The following is a 26,729-nucleotide window of genomic DNA, read 5'->3' on the forward strand; positions in this document are numbered from 1 at the left end:
ACAGAAAGAACAGGAATCAGACATGAACCACGGTATCTATCGGCTGGTCTTCAACGTCGAGCGCAACGCCTGGGTGGCGGTAGCCGAGTGTGTGCGCGGACGCGGCAAGAAGAGTGCACGCAAGCGGGTAGCGGCCGTGGTTCTCGGGGTGGCGGTTTCGTTCGCGGCGCTGGATGGCGCCTGGGCGGCGCGGCCGGTAGCGGCGCAATTGCCGGTGCCGTCGGCATCCCGGCCATTCGTCTTTGCCGGTTCGGTCGATGGTGGCCAGCCAACGACGGCGATGATCAACGGCATCAACACGATGACGGTGACGACGCAGAGCCGCATGCTCGGCCTCAATTTCGACAGTTTTAACCTGGGCGAAAATGCCGCCTTCGAACTCAAGCAGCCGGATGCGCTGTCGCGCGCCCTGTTCCGCATCTGGGACAGCAACCCCAGCCAGATTTTCGGCAAGGTGACGGCCAACGGCCAGCTTTACCTGATCAACCAGAACGGCATCCTGTTCGGCTCCGGCTCGCAGGTGAACGTCGGCGGCCTGGTCGCCTCGGCGCTCGGCATGTCGGACACCATGATGAACCGGCTGCTGACCAACGGTCTGCCCAGCGCCTCGGGCGACAGTCTGACCTTCAACTACGAGGGGAAAGTCGGCGATTTCAAGTCGACTGTCGTCGTTGAGACCGGCGCCACGATCAATACCCGGGACGGCGGCAAGGTAGTGCTGATTGCGCCCCGGTCGGTGACCAACGAGGGCAGCATCGGCGTCGACGGCGGCGGCAGTGCCGAAACGATCCTGGCGGCCGGCGGCAAGGTCATCCTGACTGTGCCAAGCGATCCCAACCTGCGCGGCATCCTGGTCGAGACCGATTCGTTTACCGGCAAGGACGACCTGGGCATCAGCACCACGCTGGACGGCAAGGTGACCAACGCGACCACGGGCAACGTCAATATGGGCCGGGACGGTGTGGTGACGCTGGCTGGCCTGATTGTCAATCAGCAGGGTGTCGTCAATGCGACCAAGGCAGTCAATCTCAACGGCACGACCATGCTGGTTTCGGGAGTGACTGATACCGATTTGTTGACCATCAACCAACGAGGCAGTGTTGCCGAAATCGACTGGGTCAGCGGTTTCAGCATTGCCGCTGGCAAAAAGATAGAGGTTGTCCAGTCATCGGCAGGCGACGTTCTTTACAACTATGTCCGCGATGAGGACAGATCAAAGATTGATGGCTTGACGCTGCCACTGGCCGGCAACCCGTCGTTGCAATTGGCCAATAGACCGACGGTGACACTGGCTACCGGACCCGTGGTGCAGTTGTCCGGAAATACAACCCTGACGACAGATAATCCGACTTTGGCGGTGGCCAAGGATCAGCAGCTGACCCTGGCCAGCGACGTCCAGGTAACGCTGAGCGACGGCAGAACGGTGATCCTGGCCAAAGGTACGGTCGTAACGATTCAGGAAGATGTTGCGCAGAGCGTCACCTTGTCCGGCGACAAGCTACAGGCAGCGGCCGGCAACACCATGGCTTTGGCCAACGATTCGACAGTTATTCTGGAAGGCGCGCCGACGACAACTTTGTCGGACAAATGGCGCATCGATCTCAAAGCCGGTGCTCAAATGACGGTGTTCTCGGCCTGGGCCGGGAAGATGGTCAGCAAGACTGACAGCGGGATAGTGGCTGACACCAAAGTCATTCTGGGCGATCAAGCCACCGTCGCCACGAATGGAGATTTCAGGGTCAGGCTGGCTGACGGTTCATTGGTGACACTGGCTTCAGGTTCATCGGTCAATCTAGCGGGCGGCTCCCAAGTTGCATTTGCCGATAACGCAAATGTGGTGGTGCAGACAGGGTCGAAAATGGTTCTGGATAGCACCGCGCTGGTTGCCCTCTCGGATAAGTCGACAGTCCGGTTGAACGATGGTTCGACGGTCAACATGGCCGATGGCTCGTCCTTGAAGTTGCCTGCTGGCTCGACGGTGAGACTGTCCGATGGGTCGAATGTAGTCGCCTTGACGGGAGGGCGCTCCAGTATTGACGGCACGTTAACTGCCAATGGTCAGTTTGTCCTGGTCAACGAATCGGGGATCGATTTTGGCCCGAATGCCCGAGTCTCGGCGAATAACTTTGTTGCTTCGGCGCTCGGCATGAATCCGGATATCGTCAGTTCCGGCCTGCTTGGTCAGAGTGACGTGCTGGCTCGTTCTTTCTACCTCAATCGCAACTACGCAACTTTCGACAGCAACGACAATGTTGCCGGTGTCGCTGCCAAGACACGCGCCTTGAACGACTTTCGCCGTGCCACGGTGAATGTTGAAAACGGGGCAACAATCTCAAGCACCAGCGGGGGCTATGTCGTCCTTGCCGGTGGCAGCGTCAACCAGGGCGGAAGCATCAGCACACCGAACGGCCAGACTCTGCTCGCTGCCGGTGCAGACGTTTACCTGAAGCCGAATTATTCGTCTGTGCTTCGCGGCTTTACGGCGGAAGTTAACCCGTTGCTGATCAAGGATGCCAACAAAAGTGGCATCAACTCTCTGGTTGCGCTCTCCCGGGGCGCAGATGCAAATGCCGTGACTAATACTGGCTCGATTTCGACCAGTTTTGGCGACATCTCGATGGTCGGCCACCAGATACTGCAAGCCGGTTCGATCTACGCTTCCACGTCGGCGTTGGCCAACGGATCGATCAACCTGAAGGCGCGCGACATGGTGCTGATTGATTACGTGATCGACGCCGAAACCAAGGATATTGCCGACAGCAGTTATTTCCAGATTGCCCGAGACTTCAACGTCGATGGCGTGCTGGCCTACGACCCGAAGCATACCAATTCAGCGAAAGCGACAAAGTTCATCTTTGGCAAGGATGGCGGCACGGTCATCTTCACCGATGGCAGTCGTACCGAGATTGCCATTGATGGCAGCAACGGCAAGACCTTGACCGCTAGCCAGCATTTCGTCACTTCGTCGGTGGCAGTGCAGGGCAAGAAAATCATTGTTGGTGACGCCGATATCGAGGCCAAAGGGGGGAATGTTGATTTCCGTTCGGCTGCGACGTTCAGCGATAGCAATGCCTTCGTGATCGACACGATGACACCGGGCGTCGAAGCAACGGCTCAATCCGAGGTCGGCATCTACGTGGGCGACGGCGCGAAGATCGATGTTTCCGGGACCAGCGCGCAGAAGTCGGTTCGCGACCTGTTTGTTGAAGTCGAGTTGCGTGGCGACAACTTTGCCGACAACACGGTCCAGCGCAATGGCGTGCTGCGTGGTCAGAAGGCCTGGGTAGACATTCGCGATGCGGTCGAGATTGCCGATGTCAGCAGCTATTTCAACAACGTCGGCCTGACGGCCAACGAACTGGCGGCCAGCGGTGGCAAGGTCTCGCTGGTGTCGACTGGCAACGTCATCGTCAAGAGTGGGGCGACGCTGGATGTCTCTGGTGGCGCGATCAATTTCGCGGCGGGAAGTGTCGAGGAGTCACGGGTATTGGCCGGACGCAAGTCCTATCGGCTGAACGATGCGCCGGTATGGGCCGAGTATTTGTCACTTACTACGGCAACGCGCGACGAAGTTGCCTATGTCGAAGGCAAGAGCGCTGGTACCGTGGATATCCGCGGCAATCGCCTGGCCATCGACGGGCAGTTGCAGGCAAAGACCACGGTGGGTACCCGCCAGCGCGAGGTCGGTGACCCGGCGAGCAGCCGCAGCGCGATTCCGCTGGGTGGGAAACTGATTGTCAAGGACGGTGGTCAGCACTACTCGGCGGTCATTGGCGAGAAGGACACCGAACAAGAAAAGCAGAATAAACGGGACGCTGCGTTCGCTACGGCCCAGATTGTTTTCGTCAACGGTGCGGCTGATGCTGCCAGCGGGCTGGGGCAGGATAGCGCCGGGCCGGACAAGCTGGCGTTGTCGTCGTCGTTGGTTGATGCCGGTTTCTCCCGTTTCTCGATCACCAGCGATGGCCGCATCGACATTCCGGCGGATATTTCGCTGAATCTGCCGGCTGGTGGCAAATTTGCCGCGGCCGGTCGCCAAGTCTACATGGCCGGCGACATCAGCGCGCCGGGGGGTAGCATTGAGCTGAGCACCCGTGATCTGGGCCAGTCGGTCCCCAATGCGCCGGCTATCGGGGAGGTCGCTTACTCGAACCTGGTCGTTGCCGATGGTGCCAGCCTGTCAACGTCTGGTGTCTGGGTGAACGATTATCTCGACGGCGAACTGAGCACCGCGCCGCTGGCCATGAACGGCGGGAAGATCGTTCTGAATTCGGCGCACGACCTCGATATTCGGCATGGCAGCAGTATTGCTGTCGACGGTGGCGGCCAGGTCAACACCACGCGTTCCCTCAAGAAGGGCAATGCCGGATCGATAGCGCTGACCAGCGGCAGCGGTTTCGGTGAATTCGGGCTGGGCAACAGCCTGTTCCTTGATGGCACCCTGTCGGGGATGGCGCTTGGCAAGGGCGGGTCATTGTCGATTACCTCGTCGCAGGTAAAGCTGGGCCATGCCGAAAGCGTCGATACCCGGACGTGGACTGATGCCCTGCGGACCGCCGAAGGTCGCCAGGGCTTCGCGGCGAAGGCCGATCTGGTCGACCGTGGCGGCTTCTACAATTTCATTTTTACCGGAAAATCCGGGTTGACCGTGGAAAAGGATCAGGTCGTCAAGGCCGATCCTCTCAACTGGTCGCTGCTCGCCGTCGGCGACTACTTCAAACGACCGACTGGTAGCAGCATCGCCTCTTTTGCCGCTACGCAGGTTCTGCCCGAAGCACTACGCTCGGGGACGACGAGCATCAGCCTGACGACGACCGATATCTACAGCGGGCGTCTGACCGTTGCCGAAAACGCCTATGTCGGGGCTTCAACCAAGGGTAGCGTGAAACTCGAAGCGGCCGGTCAGATGACGGTGCTGGGTACGCTGGAAGCGGCTGGCGGCACGATCAAGCTGGGTCGCGCGGAAATGACCAGTGATCTGAATGCGGCGGTCCAGAATGCCCTGATCGATGCCGGCAAGAAACAGTCCGAATCGATCTACCTCGGCGAGAACAGCAAGTTGCTGGTCGGCGGCACGACGGTGCTCAATGCCGATACGCAACAAGCGCTGGATGCAGGAATTTCGGCCGGGCAACTGCTGGCTAGGCAAGCCTATCGGGGCGAGGTACTGGCCGGGGGGACGGTGAGCATTGATTCCGGCCTCGGCTACCTGATCATGCGCGAAGGCGCGCTGATCGATGTTTCGGGTGCGACCGGTACGCTGAATGCAGCGACGGCAACGGCCACCGGTTATACCTATGCGGCGCGTTCGCTGGGCAGCGCTGGTGGCACGGTCAGCCTGGCGGCTCACAGCGGCATGTTCCTCGATGGCAACTTCAAGGCCCGGGGCGGCAAGGATGCGCTCGGCGGTGTCTTCAGTCTGCGCTTTTCGGCCGACCCGGTGAAGACTGAGGTCAACCCGTGGGGGGCCGGCGTCGGACAGACTCAGGAAGTGATTGACGCGCTGACTCAAGGGCGCGTGCTGACGGTTTATCAAACGGCTTCCACCGAAGGAACGGCTTCTACCGATGAAAAGAGCGGCCGGGAAAACCATGCTGGGTTGTGGCTGAAGAGCGGTATTAGCGCCGCCGAATATTTGGCCGGTACCGCCGTGCTCGATGCAAAAACCTACAACGGCAAGGCGGCGCTTGATGTCGCACTGTTGCAGGATTTCGGTTCGGTTAACGACGCGGCTTTCGGTTCCTGGTATCTGACCAGCCAGAGCGACATCGTGTTTGCCGGCACGGTTGAGGCGACGGTCAATAACCATCTCAGCATGAATGCGGCGAACTTCAGGGCCGCCGACGATACGACCGATCTGAAGCTGACGGCGGCCACGGCGCGCATCGGCAATTTCCGCGACGGGGCCGGCGCTGCCGTGGTGGCCGGGACCGGCCTGGCCGATGCGTCGATCACTGCCCGCGACATCGGGCTGGTCGGTACCTTCAGCTGGAGCGGCTTCGATGCCAGCACCTTCACCAGCACCGGGGCCATCCATTTCGACAGCGTCCAGAACACGGTGAAGAACCGCACCGACGGTCGTTTGTTCAACGGCCAGATGACGGCTTCCGGCGCGCTGACCTTCTCGGCCGCCCGCCTGAGCCCGTCGACCTATGGCGATTTCCGTATCGACCTGCTGGCCGATCCAAAGGGCAGCATTGCCATCACACGCCCGGTGGATGCCTCGGCTGACGTATCGCTGTCTCCCTACGGTCGACTGGAATTTTCGGCCAAAACCATAAACCACGAAGGTACGATTTCCGCCCCCCTCGGCGAGGTTGTCTTCAATGCCCCGGGTGGCACGGTGACGCTGGCGGCGGGGAGCAAGACCTCGGTGGCGGCGGATCGCAGCCTGCTCTTCGGCGCCACCGGCGAATCGGGAAGCAGCTGGAACTACCTGGGTAGCGAAATCGAGGCTCTGCCGTCCAAGGGCATTGTGATCGATGCCGCCGAGTCGAAGGTGCTGAGCGGCGCCGAGCTCGATCTCTCGGGCGGTGGCGAGGCGCTGGCCTGGGAATTTACCGCCGGTCCGGGCGGCAAGAACGATGTGCTCAAGGGTTCGACGACCTTCGCCATCGTGCCGGGCTGGAACGGGGTCAGTGCGAGCGATGCCGAACTGCTGGCTGGTTATGCCACAACCGATGACGGTTCGTTGCCGCTGTTGAAGGTGGGCGATGCCGTCTCGCTGGGCGCCAACACGCTCGGCCTCGGTGGCAGTTATGTGCTGCTGCCCGCCCGCTATGCAGTGTTGCCCGGCGCTTACCTGGTGACGGTGAAGGGCGGCAACGACAAGGTGCTCGCCGCTGCGGAACGCCAGGCCGACGGTTCATGGCTGGTGGCCGGCGCGAGTGCGGCACTCAATGCCGACGGCTCGACGACGGCTTACTCGCAATCACATCTGACTCTCGAATTGGCGAGCAGTGAGGTGGTGGCCAGCCGGGCCAAATACACGCTGACGACGGCCTCGTCGTTCTTCTACGATCAGGCCGGCGTTCGTCTGGCCGGCGATGCCGGTCATCTTTCGGTGGTCGGCCGCAGCAGCCTGGAATTCGACCCCAGCGTCGTGGCCAAAACCGTGGCTGAAATCAGTGCCGCTGACGGGCGCAATCGCGCCGCGCAAGGGCTGGCGCTGGATCTTGCCGCGCCCAAGCTGTATGTCAGCAATCTTGGCAATACGCCGGATGGTTATTCGGTGGTCGATCCCTCCAAACTCCAGGGTGTGACGATCGCCAGCCTGCTGCTCGGCGGCGTGCGCACGGAGACGGCTACCGGTACGCAAATCGACACCATCGCCAGTTCCGTACTGATCAACAACGATGGGAACAGCCAGGGCGGAACCGCACTGAGCGCCGGCGAGGTGCTGGCGACGGCCAGCGAGACGCTGACCGTGGCGGGCAACAGCAAGATCGATTCGGCTGGCGATGCGACGGGACGGGACATCGCGCTGACCGGTGACGGCGCCTTCCTGCGCGTTGCCGAAGGCAGCCAGGTCAAGGTCAGCCGGAGCGGCGTCAATCGCCTGCAGGGCGATTTGACGGTCGAAAGTACTGCTGCTGTGGCTGGCGAGTCGCTGGTATTCGACGCGACGCGCGGCAATGAGCTGGCCGGTATGGTTTCCCCGGGCAAACGTCTGGCTGACGGTTCGCGCGATGGTGGCGGGGCGGTAAGCATCGGTGCCGGCCGGATCAACGTGGTGGCCGACAATTCGGCGCCGACTGAAGGCGTCACGCTGAAGAAGACCGATCTGGAGCGGTTCGCCAATGTCGATCAAATGCGCCTGGTGAGCTATTCGACGCTCGACCTCTACGGCGATGCGACGCTGGGATCGGCCACGCTCAAAGAACTGGTTATTTCGGCTGCCGGCATCGCCGGGCACGGCATTGCCGGGCTCGGCGATGACGCCAGTGTGGCCAATATTTCCGCCAAACGGGTGGTGTTCGAGAATGCCAATCCCGAGGGTGCGCAGTTCGTCGCCGGCGCGGCGTTAGGCAGCGGTAAATTCAAGGTGGATGCCAAGCAGATTACTTTTGGCGACAACGCGACTGCAGCGATGCGCAAGGCAGGCAGCAGCGGCTTCAAGATCGCTGGCTTCGATGCTGTCGAACTGAAGGCAAGCGGTGACGTTGCGTTTGCCGGTCGCGGTGTGACTCGTGTCGAGAGTGGCCGGATCGATGCCAAAAAACAACCCGTCGAAGCCAAACTCGACATCATCGCGGGACGCGTGACCAGCACAAGCGGGGCGGATCATGCCCTGACAGCCAGTGGTGCAATGTCTGTCCAGCGCCATGAGAGCGCCACGACGCCGACAACGACAGCCGGCCTCGGCAGCAAACTGGAACTGGCTGGCAAGAGCGTCACGGTGTCCGGTCACATCGATCTGGCGGCCGGCGATCTGACCTTGGCCGGCACGAAGGGTGTGACCCTGGACAACGGCGCACTGGTCAGTGCCGCCGGTGCCGCCGTGAAGTTTGCCGATACCACGGCTTACGCATCGGGTGGTCGCATCACGCTGAAATCGACGGAAGGCAATGTCCAGGTTAACGAAGGGGCCGTTGCCACGGTTTCCGCCGATGCCGGCGGTGGCAATGCCGGCACGATCCGCTTGCTGGCCGAAAAAGGTACCGTTGACGCTGCGGCGAAAACCCTGCGCGGCAACGCGGCCAGCGGCAAGACACAGGGCAGCCTGGTGGTCGATGCAGCATCGGTTGCGCTTGATCGCCTGGCCAATGCGGTCGTCGATTCATCCGGCAACCGCCATCTTAGCGAAAGCTGGGATGTCCGTCGCCGGGTTGGCGATCTTGTGCTGAATGAACAGATCAAGGCACATCAATTCCAGTTGTCGGCTGATGCCGGCAATATCGGCATTTTCGGCACCATCGATGCGTCCGGTAACAAGGGTGGTTCTATCGGTCTCTATGCCAACCGGGTGAGCGATACCGATGGCTCGAATGCCGTCGGTGGCAAGGTTGAACTGCATGCCGGCAGCGCCCTCAAGGCCAATGCCACCGAAGTGGTCGGTGGTGGCGATGGCACGGCAGGCGAGGGCGGTTCGGTGACCATCGGCGTCAGTGCGACGAAGGCCGAGGACGAATTGGACACTGAGATCAATTTCTTGGCCAAGGATGGCGAGGTTGCAGCTGCCAGCATTGATGTCTCGATGGCTACAGGCAGCAAGGCAAGCGGTGGCCGCGTGACGTTCCGCGCGCCGCGCCAGGACAAGTTGGGCACGCTGGTCGATGGCAATGGGGCAGAGATCGTCGATAGCGCTGCCATCGCAGCGCTGGTGACAACCAGGCAGGGGGCAGCCAGTACCGATTACCTGTTGGTAGGGGTCACCAACCCCAATTCGTTGGCAAACGGGACAGTGATTTCCTTCAATGCCTATGCCGCATCGAAGGTGGGCACCACGGTGACCGTGGGCAGTAATAGCAAGGTGGCACTGGTCAATGCCGATGGCACCGCACTGGCCGCCGGCGCGATCAAGGCAGGGCAGGGCGTTGTTGCCATCTACGACAATGGCGTCTTCAAAATATCGACCGCGGCCGAAGTAGATACCGGATCAGCCAACAAGTACAGCCTGACACCGGCCGTTAAACCGCTGACGGCTGCTGATTTCCAGAACCCTGGTTACACGGTGACATTCCGTCCAAAGAGCAACAATACCGCCGCATCTACGCTGGAAATCGTGTCGGCCGATACCAAAAAGACGTCGGTCGAATTGAAGAATGCTGACGGTAGCGTGCTGAAGTCCGGTGATCTTAAGACGGACAGGTTGGTGACGGCGGTCTATACGGTGGTCAATGTCGATGGACAGAGTAAGGGCGAGTTCAGGCTAGTCAATGACGTGCCACTGGCTTCGGCACCCGTCGTCGGGTCGAGCATGGCCAAGGTGAAACTGGATGGCAACGTTCAGGGCGCGGCTACTGTTGCGCTGGAGGCGGTACGGGTGACGCGCAAGACCGGCGATTTCGTGCTCGGTACGGCCGAGCAGGCTGCCTTGCTCAAGACCGCGAGTGAAGTGTCCGCGCTCAAGGGGGCAGCCTTTGTTGAGGCCACCGACCCCGACAAGCGCCTGGGTACGGTCTTCCGGGTGGGCGAGGAAATCCGGGCGACCGGCAACTTGCTGGTTGGCAACGACTGGAGCTTTGCCAAGACCAGTGCGGCCGGTGCAGTTGGCGCTCTGACGCTGCGCGCTGAGGGCGATTTGCTGGTCAGCGGAACCCTGACCGACGGCTTTGTTGCGAACGGTTCTGGAACCAACGTGGTGCCTGATATCTATCGCGATGCACGCGTCGGTAGTGGCGTCGATAGCTGGTCGTTCCGGCTCGTTGCCGGGGCGGATGCCGATCAGGCTTCGCCGCTGGGAACGGATGCTTCGGCCACCACTGGCAGTGTCGTGCTGGCGGATAACAAACTGATCCGTACCGGCACGGGCAGCATCGATATTGCAGCTGCGAAAGACATTGAGCTTGGTGACAGGGCAGCGATTTATACGGCAGGTGTGACCGATACGACGGCCCTTGATGGCTTTAACCCGGCTTTCGTCAATAACAACTACACAGCCAAGGGTGTGTACTCGGCTTTCCTGACTGGCGGTGGCGATATTTCGCTGAAGGCCGGTGGTTCTATCGAGGTTGAAAAGCCTGCCCTTACGTCGGTCTATCAGGGCAACCCCAACGAATGGCTAATGCGGGTTGGCGGCAACAAGAACCTGCAATGGTGGTCGCGAGTGGCTTCGTTCCAGTCGGGTATCGCCGCGTTCGGCGGTGGCGACATCAGCCTGACGGCGGGGGGCGATGTCAGCAATGCCATCGTTGCTATTCCGACCAGCGGCCGTGTGCCGACCGTGGATGGCGAGGCGCAACCCGACCGGGCGTTGATCATGGGCGGTGGTGACCTGAGTGTGCAGGCGCAAGGCTCGATCATCGGCGGGATGCTCTATGCTGAAACCGGCAAGGTGACGCTGACTGCCGATTCGATCAAGCCCTATGTCATCGTTACCACCAACAGCAATGGCGATCTGATTGACAACAATTTCTACACCACCGTTGCCATCGGTAACAGTACCGTTGATGTTGTTGGCCGGCAGGACGTCGAACTGGGCAATGTGTACAACCCATTGTGGGCCAACACGAACTGGCTCTACAACAGCACCTACACGACGGGCGCCAAGGCGACGTCGGGGTTGGTCACGGTGACCGGTGACTATAACGTTCGCTTGGGTACCTTTGGCGAGCGTTCAGCTCTCGATGTCGTCTCCCTGGCCGGCGATGTCGGCCTGAAAGCGCAGGATACGGTTTACGGGGTGACGGACAGCGAGACCCATCGGCTCATGCCGGCGCAGGTCAAGGTGGCGGCCCTGAGCGGCGACATCAGCGGATCGGTTGTCCAGGTGCCGGGTTTGTCGGGGCAACTGGATTTGCTGGCCGAGGGTTCGATAGCGTTTGATGCACCGGTCCAGCAACTGGATCTGTCCGAAAAGTATTTGCCGAGTGTCCGTAATCCAGTACTTGTCAACGGTTTGCTCGGTGAGACCGGCTTTGTCCTGCTAGGTGTGCTGAATTCAGGAAGCGCCCTCGAGAAGCATTCGGCAACGAACTGGCATGCCAACGATAACGAGCCGAGCCGCATCGTCGCGTTGACCGGAGATATTGCTGATCAACGCGCAACCAACGCGATCGACGACAAGGTGCACCTGTTCAATGAGGCTGTCGTGATTGACGCGGGCGGCGACATCAAGAACATGAGTCTCGATATTCAGCATAACCATGCCGATGACGTTAGCGTCATCAAGGCAGGGGGCGACATCCAGTACGACTACAAGACGGTGACCGATCCGAGGAATCTGCCCACGCCAGTGACCGAGCCACTCAAGGGAATACAGGTTGGTGGCGGTGGTTCTGTCCTGGTTCAGGCCAAAGGAACGATCGATCTGGCCGATACCCAGGGCATCGTGACGCGCGGCAACCTTGACAATCCCTATCTGCCGGAGGGGGGCGCCAATATTCTGGCTATCGCCGGTGGCACGCCGGACTATCAGGGGTTGTACAGCGAACTGGCCTCGGACAGAACAGAACTGGTCAACCTGATTTCCTCTGGCAAATCCTATTCAGCGGCTGAGCTGGCCAGGAATGCGGGCCTGCAGGCCACCCATCAGAAAATCATCGATGGCGAGGCCGTCAGCGATGCCGAAGTGCTCGACGTCTTCTACGCCAAACTCACCGAGTTTGGCCGGGTTGCCCAGAATACCGGCGACCAGTCGCAGTATGACAAGGGGCGGACGCTGGCAGCAGCACTGTTCCCCGAAGAGAACATCGGCAAGGGCGACCTCCTGCTTTCGATGAGCCAGATCAAGACCGAGCAGGGCGGCAATATCCAGATGCTCGTTCCGGGAGGTAGTACCGTTGCCGGCGTGGCAGCGCCTTCTTTGTCGAAAGCGGCTTCGGATCAGGGCATCTTTACCATCAACGGCGGCGATATTCTGGCCTATGTTGCCGACGATTTCCTGGTCAATCAGTCGCGGGTGTTCACGCTCGACGGCGGCAACATCATGATTTGGGCAAATCGGGGCAACATCGATGCCGGTAGCGGTGCGAAGACGGTGAACTCGACACCGCCGCCGGTCCTGGTCGTACGTAACGGTCAGATCGTCCTTGATACAGCCAACTCGGTGTCGGGTTCGGGGATCGGGGTTCTGGCGTCGCGCGACGATACGCCGGCCAGCGACATGGACCTGTTCGCACCGGAAGGGGCAATCGATGCCGGCGATGCTGGTTTGCGCAGTACCGGGAACATCACGCTTGGCGCGCGGGTGGTACTGAACGCGACCAACATCCAAGCGGCCGGCGGGGTCAGCGGGGCTCCGGCCCCGGTAGCGGCGGTTGCTCCCGTTGCTGCTGTAACTACACCGACAAACAACGAAAACAAGGCCCTCGAAGATGCCGCGCCATCGGCCGGCAAGCGGGATGGGGCGGGCGGCATGTTGACGGTTGAGGTGCTCGGCAGCGAACCGGCTGCCGACCCTGCCCTGCTCGAGGAAGAAGAACGCAAGCGCAAAGCACGGGCACGTGCGGCGGGGTAGCACGGCTGTAAAGAACAACTTTCATAATCGATAGATCAACCCAATAACTTTGAAGACGATGAGAAACTTTGCACACTGGATGATGGCGGCCGCGAGCCTTTTTGCCCTGAACGCACACGCCGCCGACGGCTTCAATGCCGACGACTGGGCGCACAAGCAGAAGACCGTGATCGACACGACGGCCGAAGGCGTTGAATTGAAGCTGGGGGCCACCCAGTTGCCGCTGGCCTTGCGCCTGCACACCGGAAATTTTGCCTTTGCCGAAGCCAAGCCGGACGGTAGCGATCTGCGCGTGACGGCTGCCGACGGCAAGACGCCACTGCGGTTTCATATCGAAAAATATGATTCGACGAACGAACTGGCGGTGATCTGGGTGCAACAGCCCAAGCTGGCCCCGTTGGCCAAAACGGACGCGGTCACGCTGCTCTGGGGTAATGAAAAGGCGGTAGCCGCCAGCGATGCCAAGGGCAGCTACGATGCGGCCCAGAATCTCGTATTGCATTTCTCCGACAATGGTCCGGTACAGGATTCCACGGTCAACCGGAATAATCCGCAAAATTTGACAATCAAACCCGTCGCTGGTCCGCTCGGTGACGCAGCCAGCCTGGATGGCAGCACGACGCTGACGGTTCCTGCGTCTCCATCGCTGAAGCTGATTACCGCCAATGGCCTGACTTTCACGGCGTGGGTCAAGCCGGTGGCCAATGCTTCCGGTACCTTGTTCCAGCAAAGCGAAGGCGGCAAGAGCCTGGCCTTGGCGCTCAAGGGCGGCAAGCTGGTAGCCGTGGTCAATGGCAAGGAATTCCCGTCGAAGGCGACGGTGCTGGCCGATACCTGGCAGCACGTGGCGATGACGCTGATTGGGGGCAAGCTGACCTTCTACATGGAAGGCGCCGAAGCTGGCACGGCCGATATCGCGCTCGACGACACGGCTGGCGATATCCAGATCGGTGCCGGTTTCCGGGGTGAGCTGGATGAAGTGACGCTGGCCGCGACCTCGCGTTCGGCCGATTACATCAAGGCCCTGCATGGCAGCCAGCAACCGGACAGCCTGATGTATGGCGCCGAGGAAGAAGAGGCGGGCGGGGAGGCCTCCTACGTCGGCATCCTGCTCGGCGCACTGACAGTGGACGGCTGGATCGTCATCGGCATTCTCGCCGTCATGGCTGTCATCAGCGCTGCCGTCATGATTGGCAAGACCCTGTTTCTGGGCAAGGCGGAAAAGGCCAACGGGGCCTTCCTTAATCGCTTCCGCGACAATCCGCGCAAGCTGCTGCAACCGGATTCGATGGATACCAAGGCGCTGAGCGAAGACGAGGCGATGCGCCATTCGACGATCTTCCGCCTTTACAAGATTGGCATTCAGGAAATGCATCATCGCTTCGACACCCAGACCAAGAGCGGTGTTGAAAACAAGCTCTCCGATGCGGCCCTCAATTCGATTCGCGCCGCCATGGATGCCGGGCTGGTCCGCGAAAATCAGCGCCTGAACAGCCAGATCGTGCTGCTCACCATCGCCATTTCCGGCGGCCCCTTCCTCGGCCTGCTCGGTACCGTGGTTGGCGTCATGATCACTTTTGCGGCGATTGCTGCGGCTGGCGACGTCAATGTGAACTCGATTGCGCCGGGTATTGCCGCCGCCCTGGTCGCCACCGTCGCCGGTCTGGCTGTGGCGATTCCCGCCCTGTTCGGCTACAACTGGCTGGCCATCAAGATCAAGAATGTTTCGGCCGACACCCAGGTGTTCGCCGACGAGTTCTTGACCAAGTCGGCCGAGCTGTACGCCGTCTAAGCGGGAACGAGCCCGATGCACGTTCAGGAAGACAACCAGCCCTACGACGAGATCAATGTCACGCCGATGCTCGATCTCGCCTATGTGCTGTTGGTCATTTTCATCATCATGACGACGGCCTCGGTGCAGGGCGTCAAGGTCGAGTTGCCGAAAACGGTGGCCAGCACTAGCCTGGCCAAACCGGGTACCAAGGCAGTGACGGTGGCGCGCAACGGCGACGTCTTCATCGATGCCTACCCGGTGACCATGGAGCAGCTGGATCTGCGTCTGGCGCAGTACATGGCAGCCAATCCAGCGCTGTCGATTGTCATCAAGGGTGATGGTCAGGCCCAGTACGCCAAGGTCATGGAGGTCATGGAGCTGCTCAAGCGCAACGGCATCACCGATCTCGGCCTGGCGACAACGCGGGCGCAGAGGTAGGCCATGCACGTTCAAGCGGAAACCAAACCCTACGACAGCATCAACGTCACGCCGATGCTCGACCTCGCCTATGTACTGCTGGTCATTTTTATTCTGATGACCACCGCCTCGGTGTCGGGGATGTCGATCAACCTGCCCAAGCCGTCGAACAAGCCGAGCACCGAAAAGCACGAGATCAAGATCATTCAGATCAAGCCGGACGGCTCCCTGCACCTGAATGGTGTCGGCGTCACCGTCCGTGAACTGGAGGTCCAGCTCAAATCGACCATGGCGCGCGATCCGAAGGCATCCGTCGTCCTCAAGGGCGATCCGGCGGTCAATTACGCCCGCGTCGTCGAAGTGCTCGATCTGACGGGGGCGATGGGCATTGGTGCGGTTGGCCTTGTGACGGCGAGAATTGGTAACTGACAGTCATGGAAACAGAGATCAAGTCGCCGCGGCGCTGGGTAAGTATTGTTGTGATCGCCGTGCTTGGTGCTGCGCTTATCGCTCTTGTCACCTGGGGCATCATGACCTTGATGGGCGGGAAGTCGGGCAAACCGCGCAAGCCGCCGGTCGTTACCCTGCTGCCGGATAAACCACCACCGCCTCCGCCACCGCCCAAGGAAGAAAAGAAGCCCGAGCCGCCCAAGGAAAACAAGGACGTCAAGATCGAGCCGCCCAAGGAAGCGCCGCAGCCGGCGCAGAACGAGCCGCTGAAGATGGAAGGCGCGGCCGGCGATGGCGACAGTGCCTTCGGGGCCGGCACGGTCGGCCGGGAATACGCCGGCGGGGCGATTGGTGGCGCCGGCATGCAGGGCATGTACGCCGGTCGCCTGCAGCGCCATCTGCAGGAACAGCTGAGCCGCAACCGCAAGCTCAAGGAATCCGACTATCGCGTCACCGTGCGCGTCTGGCTGCGTCGCGACGGGTCGGTCGAGAAAGCCGATCTGGCGCAAAGCACCGGTAACAGCGGGCTGGACGAACTGCTCCGCGAAGCCTTGCTGCAAGTCGCCGCCATGCGCGAAGCGCCACCCGAGAACATGCCGCAGCCGATCCGCATACGCATCACTGCCCGCGGCGCGCCCTGATTACGAATTGAATTGAAGAAACCACGAGAGAAATCCATGAAATTCACGCAAAAACCTTTGCACAAAGCCATGGTCGGCGTCTTTGTCGGCTTGCTGGCGGCTGGTCAGCCGGCGTTTGCCGACGACCGGGAATCGCTCGAAACCCTGCGCGAAACGACGCTCAACTTGATCGATGCGCTGGTCGAGCAGGGCATTTTCAGCCGCGAAAAGGCCGATGCGATGGTCAAGGCTGCACAGTCCAAGGCCGCGAAAACAGTGACCCGGGAGAAGTCAAAATCGGCCGCGCCGGTCCGCGTCCAGTACGTACCGGAAACGGTCAAGAACGAGATTCGCGACCAGCTGCGCCAGGAAGTCCTGGCCCAGGCCAAGGCCGAACGCTGGGCCGAACCGAATGCCGTGCCGTCGTGGCTGGATCGGATCAAGTGGGAGGGCGACATTCGGGTCCGCTACCAGTTGGAGGAGTTTGCGAAAAGCAATGCTTCGCCCGACGATTATTTCCTTGCGCTGACATCTTCGCCCGAAACAACCCGGGCCGCCGGCTTCATTCCGGTTTCGGCGAATACCCAGACTGACCGCGAGCGTTTCCGTGTGCGAGCCAGACTGGGTATGCTGGCCAAGGTTTCCGATGACTGGAGTGCTGGGGTCCGCCTGGCGACGGGCACGACGAGCGACCGGGTGTCGACGAATCAGACAATGGGACAGGATTTCAACAAGTATCAGTTCCTGGTGGATCGTGCATACGTGAAATACGATCCGGTCGAATGGATGTCAGTGACGGGCGGACGTGTCCCGAATCCCTGGTTTTCGACTGATCTCGTCTGGGACGAGGATCTGAATTTTGAAGGGGTTGCGGCGACGTTCAAGCCCAGTTTTGCCAATGGCGATTTTCGCCCCTTCCTGACCATCGGTGCCTTCCCTCTACGTGAGGACGGCCCACCATCAAAGAGCAGTCGATGGTTGCGCGGCGCACAGCTCGGCGCCAAGTGGCAATTGATGCCGAATAGCCGCTTGAGTTTCGGGGTAGCGCTATACGATTATGAGAATCTTGAGGGCCGGCCGGAAACGCAGGCAAATTACCAAAGCTATCAACTTGGTGGATCAGCTACCTACGGCCAGTATGAATATGGCTCAGGCCTGCGTCAGAAGGGCAATACGCTGTTCGATACGGCTTACCAGTCTGATACGAACAGCATCTGGGGCCTAGCCTCCAAGTTCCGCCCGGTCAATCTGACCGCCTCGCTCGATCTGGCCCACTTCGACCCGGTCCATGTCGTGCTGACAGCCGATTACGTCAAGAATACCGCTTTCGATCGCAGCGAAATCCAGCGTCGGACGGGGGTTGCGCTGACCGATGGCAAGGATTATGGCTATCTGTTCAAGCTTGCTGTCGGCATGCCGAAACTTGAAAAACGGCATGACTGGCAGGGTTCCTTCGCTTACCGCTATCTTGGTTCCGATGCCACGGTCGACGCCTTCACGGACTCCGATTTCGGCCTTGGTGGTACCAACCTCAAGGGCTACCAGCTGGGCCTGAACTATGGTGTCGATCAGAACGCCTGGCTGTCGTTGCGCTGGATGTCGGCCGAGTCCATCGAATCCTTCTCGCTTGATCCGGCCCATCGTTTCGGGGTCGATCTTCTTCAGGCTGACGTCAATGTGCGCTTCTAAAACAAAGCTGTCGGCGCTGTTGCTGGTGGCAGCGTTGGCTGCAACGCCGGCGTTTGCGGCCGAAAAAAAAGCCGACCCGAACAAGGGTGAAGTGCGCCGTTTGCAGCAGATGCAGCGCCAGTTGGAGCGGGAGAAGACCGAACTGGCCGAGCAGAAGGCGGCCGCCGAAAGCGAGTTGGGGGACGTGCGCAAGAAGGTGGATGGCGAGTCCCGTCGGGCTGCCGCCTTGAGTCGCGATGTTGGCGCCCTGCGTGCGGCGCGCGATGCCACTGCTGCCAAGCTGGCCGAAACCGAGGCCGAGTTGCGCAAGACCCAGGAGGCGCAGCGCGCCGCAGAGGCCGAAGGCAAGCGCCTGCAAGCCGCTCTGGCGGCCGAGAAGCAGCAACTCCAGGTATGCACCGAGCGCGGTCAGGAGTTGCGCAAAGTGAGCAATCAGGTGCTGGATCTTTACGAAAAGAAAAGTTGTCTGGACAGCTGCTTGCAGGGCGAGCCGTTCACCGGCCTGAAGCGGGTCGAGATCGAGAACGCGGTCGAGGACATGCGCGAGAAGCTGGATAGCCAGCGCGTCGGCTCATGAGCGTCGGCGTTCTGGAGCGGGGCTTGTCTTTTCCGGGGCCGGTCGTGGCCCGTGCCTTGCCGTTCGCGGTTTTCATCGGCCTGATGGCGGTCGAGCCGTGGTTGGCCGCGCAGTTGGCGGGGATGATCGACCCGCGCTGGTTGTATGGCATTCGCGCTGCCTTGGTGGCTGGTCTGCTCGTCGTCTTTTGGCCGAGCTTCACCGAACTGACTGCGGCGCGTCGTCCGTCCGTTCAGGAAATCTGGCTGGCCCTGGCGGCTGGCCTGTTGGTTCTGGGCATCTGGTTGTTGCTGGATTCCGGTATTTTCGTGCTCGGCCAATCGGGTTCCGGATTCGAGCCGCATGCGGTCGATGGCAGCATCGACTGGTCGCTGGCCTTGATGCGACTGGCCGGTTCGGCGCTGGTGGTGCCACTCATGGAAGAATTGTTCTGGCGCTCGCTGGTCATGCGCTGGCTCGAAGAGGCGGACTTTTCGGCGGTCGACCCGGCCCGCATCGGCCTGCGCGCCGTGCTCTTGTCCAGCATCGTTTTCGGGCTTGAACACAGTCAGTGGGCGGCCGGCATGCTGGCTGGCCTGGTCTATGGTTGGCTTTATGTGCGTAGCGGCAATCTGTGGGTCGCCATCGCGGCACATGCCGTGACCAACGCTGGCCTGGGGATTTGGGTGCTGGCGACTGGCGCCTGGTACTTCTGGTGAGAAGCGTGGCGGAAATCTAAATATCATCATCCGGTAATGTTGGTGGAATATCCTGACCGGCTGTGAATGCAAGCAAATGGGCGAGAGATGTCTGCAAGAGTTCTGGTCGTTGAAGATGAGCCGTACGTCAACGAGTTGATCACGATTAACCTCAAGTACGCGGGTTTTGAGGTGCATGCCGTCGACAGTGCCGAGGCCGCCTGGCAGGTTCTGTCGTCGAACGCGCCCGATGTGTTGCTGGTGGACTGGATGCTGCCCGGCATGTCCGGCTTTCAGCTGATCCGCCATGTCCGCGCCGATTCCCGCTGGCGTGAAATTCCCGTGATCATGCTGACCGCCCGCAGCGAAGAGGTAGACAAGATTTCGGCACTTGAAATCGGCGCCGATGACTACGTGACCAAGCCATTCTCGCCGCGCGAACTGGTCGCCCGCGTCAAGGCGGTGATCCGTCGGCGCGATCCGAAAATGCTTGAAGGCTCGGTTGAAATCGGCGGTTTGCGCCTGGTGCCCAATTCGCGCAAGGCGTTGGCCGGCGAGGAGCCGATTGGTCTGGGACCGACTGAATTCCGCTTGCTGCATTTCCTGATGACCCACGCCGAGCGCGTCCATAGCCGCGGCCAGTTGCTCGATTATGTCTGGGGCGGTCGTTCGCACATCGAGGAGCGGACGGTCGACGTGCATATCCGTCGCCTGCGCAGCGTTCTCGAAAACCACGCGCTGGACGGCATGGTGCAGACCGTGCGCGGCATGGGCTATCGCTTCTCGATCACCCCGGATGGCAACTAAGCCACAAATCCTAACTTTTTGATTTTGGCTAGAATTTCCGGTTGACCGTGGGATCGCTCTGAAATCCGCTTAACTACCCTGCATCCGACGGTAATGCGCGACGACCAGCGGCACGTAGCGCCGGGTTTCGGCGTAGGGCGGCAGGCGGCGGCCATGGCGGATGACGGCGTTTTCGCCGGCATTGTAGGCGGCCAGCGCCAGTTCCAGATTGTTGTCGAACAGCGCCAGCAGATCGCGCAGGTAGCGCGCACCGGCGCGGATGTTTTCGCCGGGGTCGAGCAGGTTGACCGTGCCGTAGCGTTTGGCCGTGCCAGGCAGCAACTGCATCAGGCCGGTTGCCCCTTTGGGTGAAACGGCGCCCTGGTTGTAGCCCGATTCGACGGTGATCACCGCATGCAGCAGCTTGGCATCGACGCCGGACTCGTTGCTGGCGCGCATGACCGAATCGTGAAAAGGGCGCTGGCCGTAGGGCAGGGCGAGCACGCCGCGTGGTGCGCGCAAGGCGGTGCGGGCCGGTTCGAAACGGTCGGCCAGTACCAGGCGGTAGCGCTTGTCATCCGGAATGTTGCTGAGGTGCTCGACACCGTCCTCGTCGACAAAGCCAAAAATGCCGCTGGCCGCTTGCGCCTGCAGGGGGGCAAGCGCGGTGACGGCAAGGCAGAAGAGGGCTGAGTTGAGGCGCATGGTCGAATCATAATCCAGTTGTCCGCCCAGCTTAACCTGCCTGTGTTACCGGGAATTGACCGGCGGGTAACCGGGTTCCGCCAGTGCAGCGTCATGGTCGTGTAACGCAGCTTGCATAGTATTATTCCCTGGATACCTAATCTCCCTTGGCGAACCCGTGCTGCATAAACTAACTTCCCGAATCCTTGGCCGCCTTTTCGCGCCCGGTGCCGTTTCCCGGCTGCGTCAGCGCGGATTTACCCTGCTTGAACTGCTCGTCGTCATGGTCATCATCGGCCTGCTCGCCGGTTATGTCGGGCCAAAGTATTTTTCGCAGATCGGCAAATCGGAAATCAAGGCGACGAGGGCCCAGATCGACGGCCTTGAAAAGGCTCTCGACCAATATCGTCTCGATGTCGGTCGTTACCCCAATACCGAGCAGGGACTGGCCGCGCTGACCAAACGTCCGGCTGGCGAGAGCCGCTGGCAGGGCCCCTACCTCAAGAAGGAGGTGCCGGCTGACCCGTGGGGCGCCGCCTACCAGTACGCCCAGCCCGGAGAACACGGCGACTTCGATCTCTTCTCCTTTGGCAAGGATGGCAAGGCCGGCGGCGAGGACGAAAACGCCGATATCACCAACTGGTGAGTCGCGGCTGACAATGGATTACGACGTGATGGCCGTTTTTCCCGGTCGGGGTGTTTGCCGACTGACGGTGGCGGCCGAATCACCGGAACTGCTTGGCGCGGCGCCGGCCTTGCAGGGCGGCGTCATCGTCTCGTCGCGGCCGATTGGCCAGCGCAGCGGGCGGGCGCGCGGTGGCAAGTTCCCGCTGCCGCTGTTTACCCGGCAGATGCTCTCGCTGCTCAAGGCCGGACTGACCGTCGTCGAAGGCCTGGAGACGCTGTCCGAGCAGGACCAGGGCTCGGCGACCTCCGATGTTCTGAGCCGTTTGCTCGGCCACCTGCGTGAAGGGCAGTCGCTGTCGACGGCCATGCAGCATCACCCCGAGGCCTTTCCCGATCTATACGTGGCGACGGTCAGGGCCAGCGAGCGCACCGGCGACATGCCCGAAGCGTTGCAGCGCTACATCGTTTTCCACGAAAAACTGGCTGACCTCAAGAAGAAAATCGTCAGCGCCGCCATCTACCCGGTCTTGCTGATGTCGGTCGGGGCAATTGTTACGCTTTTCCTGCTTGGCTACGTCGTGCCACGCTTTGCCCTGGTTTTCGCCGATAGCGGGCGCGATCCGGAGGGGCTGTCCAGCCTGCTTTTCGCCTGGGGCGGCTTTATCAACAACCATGCTGCGGGGCTGGCAATTGGTGTCGCGCTGGGCGTCGCCGGTCTGGTCGGCCTCTTTTCGTTGCCACCGGTGCGCGCCGCCGTCGCCCGCGCCGCCTGGCGTGTGCCGGCCCTTGGCGAACGTATCCGGCTGATCTTCCTGGCCCGCTTTTACCGGACCACCGGCATGCTCTTGCGCGCCGGCATTCCCCTCAAAACGACGCTCGGCATAGTCTCTGACATCCTGCCCGTGGCCTTGCGCGCTGGTTTGCTGCAAGCTGTGGCCGACATCGAACAGGGGCGGCCGTTTTCGCAGGCGGCCGAACGGGGCGGCCTGACCACACCGGTCGCGCTGCGCATGATTGCCGTCGGCGAGCGCAGCGGCCAGCTCGGCGACATGATGGAAGCGGTCGCCACCTTCTACGACGAGGAAATCAATCGCCTCGTCGACATGTTCACCCGCCTCTTCGAACCCTTGCTGATGACGGTGATCGGCGGCGTAATCGGCGGCATCGTGCTGCTCCTTTACATGCCGATCTTCGAACTGGCCGGCAATTTTCAGTAGAGTAAACGATGAATTCACCAAGAGAGGCCCACTTGTCGATGGAACGCCAGGAACACGATGTCCTGCTCGGCGAGGCATGCCAGCTGGCGGCGGCCGGGCGTGGCCTGCCGGCGGTGATGGCCGCCTTGCAAGCCGATTTCGGCCAGAGCGAAGAGGCGGCCGGGGAATTGACGGCCCTGGCCTTCGGCCTCAATGCGATCAGTCTGGCCGAGCTTTCCGAACACTCGCTGGCCCTGTCGCTGGCACCGTTTGCTGAATTCATCCGGCGTCAGGCGCTGGTCCTCGAAGCCGGCGATGCCTACCTGATCGCCACGCCGAACCCCTTCGACGTCACCGTGCGCGACTGGCTGGAAGGACTGGTACCGCTCGGCAAGCCGCTGCACTGGCGCCTGGCGCCGCCATCGGTCTTAACCGCCTTCCTGGCCCGCGAAGAAACCCGGGTCCGGGCGCTCGACGGCAGCCTGAGTGGCGAGGGCGGCCAGATCGCCATCGGCTCGGTGGCCGAAGACCTCTCACTGCAACGCATTTCCGAAGACGGCAGCGCCGTCGTCCGGTTGCTGCGGTCGACGCTGCATGATGGCCTGAAAGCCGGAGCCAGCGATATCCACGTCGAGGCCAACAATCGCGGCCTGGCCATCAAGTACCGCATCGACGGCGTGCTCAATTACGCCGGGTCGATCGACGGAACCGATACCGCCGAACAGATGATTTCCCGCGTCAAGGTGCTCTCCGAGCTCGACATCTCCGAACGCCGCGTGCCGCAGGACGGCCGTTTCAAGGTCAGTTGGCAGGACCGCGAGATCGATATCCGCGTCTCCATCATGCCGAGCATCTGGGGCGAGGACGCCGTGTTGCGCGTGCTCGACAAGCAGGCGCTGACCGATCACCTGCAGGGCCTGCGTCTCGATGCCATGGGCTTCGACGCCGATATCATGGCGCGCATCCGCCGGCTGTCCAGCGAGCCCTACGGTATGGTGCTGGTCACCGGCCCGACCGGTAGCGGCAAGACGACGACGCTCTACGCGGCACTGACTGAAATCAATGACGGCAAAGACAAGATCATCACCATCGAAGATCCCGTCGAGTACCAGCTTTCCGGCGTGTTGCAGATCCCGGTCAACGAGAAAAAAGGCCTGACTTTCGCCCGCGGCCTGCGCTCCATCCTGCGTCACGACCCGGACAAGATCATGGTCGGCGAAATCCGCGACGCGGAAACGGCGCAGATTGCCGTCCAGGCGGCACTGACCGGCCACCTGGTGTTCACCACGGTGCACGCCAACAATGTTTTCGACGTCATCGGCCGCTTTCTGCACATGGAAGTCGACCCGTACAACCTCGTTTCGGCGCTCAACGGCGTTGTCGCCCAGCGCCTGATCCGCACGCTGTGCCCGGCCTGCATGCAGCCGACGACACCGACCGGCGAAGAACTGACCGATGCCGATATTGGCACGGTGGCCGGTGCCGACTGGAAATTCCGCCGCGCGGTCGGCTGCGGCACCTGCCGCGGAACCGGCTATCGTGGTCGCAAGGCCATCGCCGAACTGCTCGTCCTCAACGACGAAATCCGCGAACTGATCATCAGCCGCGCCCCGATCCGCCAACTCAAGGAAGCGGCACGCCGTAACGGCACCCGCTCGCTGCGCGAAAGCGCCCTCGACCTCGTCCGCGACGGGATAACCAGCCTGGAAGAAGCCAACCGTGTCACTTTCGTGGCTTGACCGCCTGACCCTCTTCATTCACCCGCAGCGCGTCGTTCTCGAACGGCAGCCGTGGCGCGGTGCGCCGTCCAGCCAAGCGGCCGAGGTAGCATCGCCGGCGCCGGGCGAAGCCGACTGGCAGCCGGTGCTGGTCGCTGCCGATGCCCTGCTCAAGACCGCCGGTAAGGGCGCAGCTTTGCGCATCGTCGTTGCCGACCATCTGGTCCGTTACGCCTTGCTGCCGTGGAGCGAGATGCTTACCGGCAAGGCGGCCCGACTCGACATGGCCCGCGCCCTGTTCCGCAACGCGTTGGGCGAACGGGCCGCGGCGCTGGACATCGCCCTCGACCGTCCGGCCTTCGGCAAGAACGGCATTGCCGCCGGTATCGACCGCCAGTTGCTGGCCGGCCTGCGCGCTGCCGCCAAGGCCCGGCGCCTGCGCCTGAACAGCGTGCAGCCGCGGCTGATCGCCGAACTGGCAGCGCAGCAGACACAGTTGAACGACGGCTGGCTGGCCTGCCTCGACCTCGGCTGGCTGACGCTGGCTGGGGTTCGTGACGGCGAGATTGCCAGCCTGCGCAATCACCGCGCCAGTACGACGGAGCCGGCCATTCTGGCGGGTGAGCTGGCCGGCTTGCTGGCCGCCGAGTCTGCTACGGTCAACGGGAAAAAAGTGCTGATTTCAACATCTGCCGTCGCTGCCCCAAAGCTCACCGGCGGCTGGGAAACGACGCTGGTTACGCCAGTCACCGGAGGCGCCCATGCGTGATTTGGGCCTGGATTTTCAGCCGCGCCGTCCCGGCCTGCTGACGGTTGTCCTGCTCCTTGCCGGCGTGCTGCTTTGCGCCGACGCCTGGTTCGAAGACCGCACGCTGCTCAGTCAGCAGGAAGAAGTTGAAGCCAGGCTGGCCCAGGCCAAGCGCCGGGCTGACCGGGTCGATGCCGGCCGCCGCGACAGCCGCCCGGAAAATGTTTTTTCGGCTGAGGAAGGCAAAACCCTGCGCCAGACCATCGGCCTCATCCGCATCGACTGGGAAAAGCTCTACCGCAGCATCGACGCGGCAACCGGCGAGGACGTCGCGCTGCTCGCCATCCGCCCCAGCGCGGCCGGCAAGGCGGTGCAGATTTCCGGCGAGGCGCGCAACATGGCGGCGGCGCTGGCCTTTGTCGAAGCCCTGCGCCGCGAACCGCTGGCCAACGCCGTGCTGCTCTCGCACCAGATCAAGCAAAGCGACCCGCAACAACCAATCCTCTTCGAGATTGCCGCAACATGGCTGACCGGTTCCTGAACCTCCTGCTCGGCCGCCTGCGCTTTGCCGCGGCCAATTTGCCGGTGCTGCCGCTGATCGCCTTTTTGCTGGTCGTTGCCGCCGCGCTGACCCATATTGTCGTGTTGCCCGGTCGTGAAGCCGCCATCGAAGAAGGCGAACGCCGTCTGGCCAGCCTCGAACGCAGCGCCCGCCGCGCCACGATGGAAAGCCAGACCGAGCGCGTGACCCCGGAAGATACGCGGCAGCGCCTGCTCGACCGTTTCCCGAGCGAGGACCAGCTAAATGCCGAGCTTGGTAGCCTGCTTGAGCTGGCGAGCAAGGAAGGCCTGCAAATTCCGACCGGCGACTATCGCCTGGTGCCGGGCAAGGACGGCTTGTTCGACCGCTACGTGCTGAATCTGCCGGTCAAGGGCAGCTACCAGACCATACGCCGCTACGTGGCGGCGGTGCGCCAGGCGTTCCCCGATCTGGCCGTCGAGGACATCAGCCTGCGCCGCGAAAACATCGGCAGCGCCGACGTTGAGGCGCAATTGCGCTTCATCCTCTTCGGCCGGAGGAAGGCGGCATGACGCCGAAACAACGCTGGATCATCCTCGGTGGACTGCTCTCGGCCACCCTTGTCGCCGGCTACCTGATTGACGACGAACCGGTGCCGGAAAAGAGCAAGCGCAAGGGTGGTGTCGCCAGCAAATCAGTCGTTTCGTCGCCGGCGGAAAGCCGGCGGGCCGGAGCGAAGGTGCTGCCGAGCGAACTGGCTGCTGCACCCCTCAATTTTCCCGAGCCTGCGCCGCTCAAGGCAGCCGAGGAGGGCAAGACGGAGGAGGGCACCAAGCCCATCGACCCCTTTCGCAACAAGAGCTGGTACGTCGCGCCGCCGCCACCCAAACAGCCCAAGCCGACGGCCCCACCGCTGCCTTTTCAGTATCTCGGCAAGCTCAGCGAGGCGGGCGAAACGCGTGTCTTCCTCAACCATCAGGGCAAGCACATCATCGCCAAGGTCGGCGACGTCATCAATGGCACGTACAGCGTTGAAGAGATTTCCGGCGGCCAGATGACTTTTCTCTACCAGCCGCTGAAGGAAAAACAGGTGCTGGGCATCGGCTCCGACAAGTAAGGCGGAGCC

The 26,729-nt window shown here is 61.7% G+C and carries 17 protein-coding genes; 16 read left to right on the forward strand and 1 reads right to left on the reverse strand.

From position 1 onward, the window contains the following. The first annotated feature begins 22 nt into the window (after positions 1 to 22). The 9 genes from WBK19_RS10175 (at position 23) to phoB (ending at position 20,131) form a co-directional block, all read left to right on the forward strand. Positions 23 to 13,120 carry a filamentous hemagglutinin family protein gene (locus tag WBK19_RS10175; RefSeq protein ID WP_511289349.1) on the forward strand — a complete coding sequence of 4,366 codons (13,098 nt, stop codon included), beginning with the start codon at positions 23 to 25 and terminating at the stop codon, positions 13,118 to 13,120. 58 nt (positions 13,121 to 13,178) lie between these two features. Continuing rightward, positions 13,179 to 14,912: a DUF2341 domain-containing protein gene (locus tag WBK19_RS10180; protein WP_511289351.1), complete on the forward strand. Its 1,734-nt coding sequence runs from the start codon at positions 13,179 to 13,181 to the stop codon at positions 14,910 to 14,912. Between the two features lie 15 nt (positions 14,913 to 14,927). Continuing rightward, positions 14,928 to 15,332 carry an ExbD/TolR family protein gene (locus tag WBK19_RS10185; protein WP_511289353.1) on the forward strand — a complete coding sequence of 135 codons (405 nt, stop codon included), beginning with the start codon at positions 14,928 to 14,930 and terminating at the stop codon, positions 15,330 to 15,332. 3 nt (positions 15,333 to 15,335) lie between these two features. Then, positions 15,336 to 15,740 (forward strand): ExbD/TolR family protein, encoded by a 405-nt coding sequence (locus WBK19_RS10190; RefSeq protein WP_226495627.1) that lies wholly within the window; start codon positions 15,336 to 15,338, stop codon positions 15,738 to 15,740. A gap of 5 nt (positions 15,741 to 15,745) precedes the next feature. After that, positions 15,746 to 16,402: an energy transducer TonB family protein gene (locus WBK19_RS10195; protein WP_511289355.1), complete on the forward strand. Its 657-nt coding sequence runs from the start codon at positions 15,746 to 15,748 to the stop codon at positions 16,400 to 16,402. A 36-nt stretch (positions 16,403 to 16,438) separates the two neighbouring features. Further along, positions 16,439 to 18,070 carry a putative porin gene (locus WBK19_RS10200; RefSeq protein ID WP_511289357.1) on the forward strand — a complete coding sequence of 544 codons (1,632 nt, stop codon included), beginning with the start codon at positions 16,439 to 16,441 and terminating at the stop codon, positions 18,068 to 18,070. Next, positions 18,057 to 18,647: a hypothetical protein gene (locus tag WBK19_RS10205; RefSeq protein WP_511289359.1), complete on the forward strand. Its 591-nt coding sequence runs from the start codon at positions 18,057 to 18,059 to the stop codon at positions 18,645 to 18,647. The genes WBK19_RS10200 and WBK19_RS10205 overlap by 14 nt, the downstream gene beginning before the upstream one ends. Next, positions 18,644 to 19,345 (forward strand): CAAX prenyl protease-related protein, encoded by a 702-nt coding sequence (locus WBK19_RS10210; protein WP_511289361.1) that lies wholly within the window; start codon positions 18,644 to 18,646, stop codon positions 19,343 to 19,345. Before WBK19_RS10205 ends, WBK19_RS10210 begins: the two co-directional genes overlap by 4 nt. Before the next feature lie 87 nt (positions 19,346 to 19,432). Continuing rightward, the gene (phoB, locus tag WBK19_RS10215; RefSeq protein WP_494647412.1) at positions 19,433 to 20,131 is read left to right on the forward strand and encodes a phosphate regulon transcriptional regulator PhoB; all 699 of its coding nucleotides are present in this window, start codon (positions 19,433 to 19,435) and stop codon (positions 20,129 to 20,131) included. 69 nt (positions 20,132 to 20,200) lie between these two features. Here the strand turns inward: phoB and WBK19_RS10220 are convergent, their stop codons facing one another. Then, positions 20,201 to 20,815 carry a lytic transglycosylase domain-containing protein gene (locus tag WBK19_RS10220; protein WP_511289363.1) on the reverse strand — a complete coding sequence of 205 codons (615 nt, stop codon included), beginning with the start codon at positions 20,813 to 20,815 and terminating at the stop codon, positions 20,201 to 20,203. 181 nt (positions 20,816 to 20,996) lie between these two features. On the opposite strand from WBK19_RS10220, the gene gspG reads away from it, so the two are divergent. From gspG to WBK19_RS10255, 7 genes are read left to right on the forward strand one after another with little or no spacing between them, the layout of a single operon-like run. Then, a complete protein-coding gene (gene gspG, locus WBK19_RS10225) occupies positions 20,997 to 21,440 on the forward strand; it encodes a type II secretion system major pseudopilin GspG (protein ID WP_511289690.1) in 444 nt (147 codons plus the stop codon). Between the two features lie 28 nt (positions 21,441 to 21,468). Further along, entirely contained in the window at positions 21,469 to 22,638 is a 1,170-nt protein-coding gene (locus tag WBK19_RS10230) for a type II secretion system F family protein (RefSeq protein WP_511289365.1), read from the forward strand. An 8-nt stretch (positions 22,639 to 22,646) separates the two neighbouring features. After that, positions 22,647 to 24,356 carry a GspE/PulE family protein gene (locus WBK19_RS10235; protein ID WP_511289367.1) on the forward strand — a complete coding sequence of 570 codons (1,710 nt, stop codon included), beginning with the start codon at positions 22,647 to 22,649 and terminating at the stop codon, positions 24,354 to 24,356. Next, positions 24,337 to 25,104 (forward strand): hypothetical protein, encoded by a 768-nt coding sequence (locus WBK19_RS10240; RefSeq protein WP_511289369.1) that lies wholly within the window; start codon positions 24,337 to 24,339, stop codon positions 25,102 to 25,104. Before WBK19_RS10235 ends, WBK19_RS10240 begins: the two co-directional genes overlap by 20 nt. Next, entirely contained in the window at positions 25,097 to 25,624 is a 528-nt protein-coding gene (locus WBK19_RS10245; protein ID WP_511289371.1) for a hypothetical protein, read from the forward strand. The genes WBK19_RS10240 and WBK19_RS10245 overlap by 8 nt, the downstream gene beginning before the upstream one ends. Then, positions 25,606 to 26,175, forward strand: a complete 570-nt coding sequence (locus tag WBK19_RS10250) for a hypothetical protein (protein WP_511289373.1) — start codon at positions 25,606 to 25,608, stop codon at positions 26,173 to 26,175. The genes WBK19_RS10245 and WBK19_RS10250 overlap by 19 nt, the downstream gene beginning before the upstream one ends. Beyond that, complete coding sequence (locus tag WBK19_RS10255; RefSeq protein ID WP_511289375.1) at positions 26,172 to 26,720, forward strand: hypothetical protein; 549 nt, start codon at positions 26,172 to 26,174, stop codon at positions 26,718 to 26,720. The genes WBK19_RS10250 and WBK19_RS10255 overlap by 4 nt, the downstream gene beginning before the upstream one ends. The last annotated feature ends 9 nt before the right edge of the window (positions 26,721 to 26,729 follow it).

The organism is Azonexus sp., from assembly GCF_049652925.1.
Classification (GTDB): Bacteria; Pseudomonadota; Gammaproteobacteria; order Burkholderiales; family Rhodocyclaceae; genus Azonexus.

Coding starts and splice junctions, on each gene's coding strand:
- WBK19_RS10175 (WP_511289349.1), top strand. CDS start 23: ATGAACCACGGTATCTATCGGCTGGTCTTCAACGTCGAGCGCAACGCC.
- WBK19_RS10180 (WP_511289351.1), top strand. CDS start 13,179: ATGAGAAACTTTGCACACTGGATGATGGCGGCCGCGAGCCTTTTTGCC.
- WBK19_RS10185 (WP_511289353.1), top strand. CDS start 14,928: ATGCACGTTCAGGAAGACAACCAGCCCTACGACGAGATCAATGTCACG.
- WBK19_RS10190 (WP_226495627.1), top strand. CDS start 15,336: ATGCACGTTCAAGCGGAAACCAAACCCTACGACAGCATCAACGTCACG.
- WBK19_RS10195 (WP_511289355.1), top strand. CDS start 15,746: ATGGAAACAGAGATCAAGTCGCCGCGGCGCTGGGTAAGTATTGTTGTG.
- WBK19_RS10200 (WP_511289357.1), top strand. CDS start 16,439: ATGAAATTCACGCAAAAACCTTTGCACAAAGCCATGGTCGGCGTCTTT.
- WBK19_RS10205 (WP_511289359.1), top strand. CDS start 18,057: ATGTGCGCTTCTAAAACAAAGCTGTCGGCGCTGTTGCTGGTGGCAGCG.
- WBK19_RS10210 (WP_511289361.1), top strand. CDS start 18,644: ATGAGCGTCGGCGTTCTGGAGCGGGGCTTGTCTTTTCCGGGGCCGGTC.
- phoB (WP_494647412.1), top strand. CDS start 19,433: ATGTCTGCAAGAGTTCTGGTCGTTGAAGATGAGCCGTACGTCAACGAG.
- WBK19_RS10220 (WP_511289363.1), bottom strand. CDS start 20,815: ATGCGCCTCAACTCAGCCCTCTTCTGCCTTGCCGTCACCGCGCTTGCC.
- WBK19_RS10230 (WP_511289365.1), top strand. CDS start 21,469: ATGGCCGTTTTTCCCGGTCGGGGTGTTTGCCGACTGACGGTGGCGGCC.
- WBK19_RS10235 (WP_511289367.1), top strand. CDS start 22,647: ATGAATTCACCAAGAGAGGCCCACTTGTCGATGGAACGCCAGGAACAC.
- WBK19_RS10245 (WP_511289371.1), top strand. CDS start 25,097: ATGCGTGATTTGGGCCTGGATTTTCAGCCGCGCCGTCCCGGCCTGCTG.
- WBK19_RS10250 (WP_511289373.1), top strand. CDS start 25,606: ATGGCTGACCGGTTCCTGAACCTCCTGCTCGGCCGCCTGCGCTTTGCC.
- WBK19_RS10255 (WP_511289375.1), top strand. CDS start 26,172: ATGACGCCGAAACAACGCTGGATCATCCTCGGTGGACTGCTCTCGGCC.